Source organism: Blautia sp. ZXY-1-C6 (genome assembly GCF_056339875.1).
This window is the reverse complement of sequence record NZ_JBWJVQ010000112.1, coordinates 1-2302: the sequence shown is the minus strand read 5'-3', so window position 1 is coordinate 2302 and position 2302 is coordinate 1. Positions and strand designations below refer to the sequence as shown.

General features: G+C 39.1%; 2 protein-coding genes. Both read left to right on the top strand.

What is annotated here, in order from left to right; genetic code table 11:
• Nucleotides 1-1592 (top strand): ATP-binding protein (locus tag AC075J_RS04090; RefSeq protein WP_476390049.1); only part of this gene is annotated, 1592 nt, incomplete at its 5' end.
• On the top strand, nucleotides 1570-2178 hold the full coding sequence (locus AC075J_RS04085; RefSeq protein ID WP_165858278.1) for a response regulator transcription factor: 609 nt from the start codon (nucleotides 1570-1572) through the stop codon (nucleotides 2176-2178). The genes AC075J_RS04090 and AC075J_RS04085, both read left to right, overlap by 23 nt.
• Nucleotides 2179-2302 lie beyond the last annotated feature (124 nt).

Here is a 2302-nt window from a genome sequence, read left to right as displayed (position 1 = left end):
AAGGAATGGAGGTGGAAAATACGAAAAACACATATTTCTCAAGACAGATTTTTTGTGCGTTGAACCAATTTGCCGTGATTATTTATCTCAGTTATATGGCGTACAACGGACATTATATAGAAAGCAATTACCTTGTTCATTTTCTATCTTTGTCGCTCTTGTTTTTTGACGCGGCGTATATCTCATATAAGAATGTAAAATGTAATAAGGTTCTGAACCACTTTTCCCTATTGTTATTGTTGCTGGGCTGGCAATTCTTGTTGTACCTGTTTGACTTTCAACCAATATCCAAAGCGGTTTCCATGCTGTTGTTGCCTGTCTGTTTTTATCAGTCAGCATATTTCATACAGACATTTTTATTTCAGGGTTCCGCCTATCGGGGGCAAAAAGCACTGCTTGTTTTTTTGAAAATTTCCTGCGTAACAGCAATTATTTGCTTCTTCTTTTCAGATAGGGCTTTTTTCACAGCCTACCAACTGCAATTTTTTATCTCGACACTGGCTCTTGCTGTCGTTGGTATCATACAGAGAAAACGAATTGTCTTTGTGCTGAAAAGTCAAAGGAAACGTCTGCTTTTTCCACTGGCTCTTGTAGTAATTCCATTTGTAATATACCTTTTCGTTTTTCACAGGGAAGCGGAATATATGGCAAGCATGGGGAGCTACATCCCCGTTATGCTGGCATTTGTATGTATTCATAGTATCGTATTCCAATACCATCCACAGCAGGTACAATTTTTAACGCTGTCAGGGGGATATATCGTTGCTCTGGTTTTTGTCGGATTGGTTGGACTTGTTGGAATGGCATATCTTTTTCAAATCCCACTTATGGCAATTTTGATGAGTGTTTACATAGTGGTTCTGCTGGCACAGGTTTACAATATCCTTTTGTATGTGCGGATTTGCAGGCAGCCGACCGACTATAATAACCCCACGGATCGTCAGCACTTTTACGCCTATTCACTGGAACAGATTAAACGGGAAGAAAACTTAAAAAAAGATTTTTCCAACTATTTGCACGATAATATTTTGCAAAACCTGCTTTCCATCAAAAACATGTTATGTAAAGCAGAGCAGCCAGAGATAAGGAGGTTACTTCTCGATACGTTGGCAGAATTAAATGCTTCCATCCGTTTTCAAATGCAGACTTATCATCCAAATCTGGTAAAAAGTCTGACCTTAAAGGAGAATATTCAAAATCTGCTTGATTCAATGGAAGAAAACCATTCTGCAAATATTTGTTTGGACTGCGATAAAGATGTATTTCTTGTAGAGCCATATAATGTACTCATCTATCGAATGATAAAAGAACTGGTGACAAATGCGTTAAAACATTCCTCCGCGACGACAATCGATGTTCTGCTGATGCAGGAGAACGGACGCATTACCCTAAAGGTGACGGATAATGGTATAGGGTTCAAACCGTTCACTTATAAGTCAGGTTCACATCAGGGGCTTGCTTCTATTGGGGAACAGGTCAGTTTATTAGATGGCACTATGAACATCCAACCCGCTACTGGTGGCGGAACGGCAGTTGTCATTTCTATGCCTATGAACGGAGGTGATTCGTATGAAAATTTTGTTGGTCGATGACCATATACTTTTTGCCAAGAGTCTTTCGATTGCCCTGTGTGATAATCCAGAGATTGAGCAATTTTCCAGTACAAAGGATATTCAAGATTTGGAAAAACAGATTGCCACAGAACTACCAGATATTTTACTGATTGACATTAACTTAGGAGGACTGACAGACGAGGACGGTTTAATGCTCACACAACATTTGTTGGAGCGTTTTCCAGATCAAAAAATAGTCATTCTCTCTGGCTATAATCTTCCTGTTTATCGCAAAGAAGCAAAGAGGATCGGTGCAAGAGGGTTTATCAGTAAGGATGTAGAACCAGATGAGTTATTGCACATTTTATTGACCATCAAAGATGGGGCAACACACTTCCCACGGGAAGAAGTATTTATAGAAGAGCTGACAGACGGAGAGAGAAAAGTTCTCGAATTGGTTGCATCAGGAGTTAGGCGCCGCGAAATCGCTGAACAGCTTTTTATTAGTGAACGAACAGTATCAAATCATTTGCAACATATTTTTGAAAAATTGCAAGTTAGCTCTACCGTTGAGATGATAACAAAAGCTATTAAGCTCGGATATATTGCTCAATCGGTAATATGAAATATAAAGTTTAGAACAAGCACATATCGCAACATTCCACAGGCAGACTATGAAATATAGAATGTATGTGGATGATGCAATATGGCAAAAATCGAAGATTGCCCCGGTTTTGAAACTTTCGGTG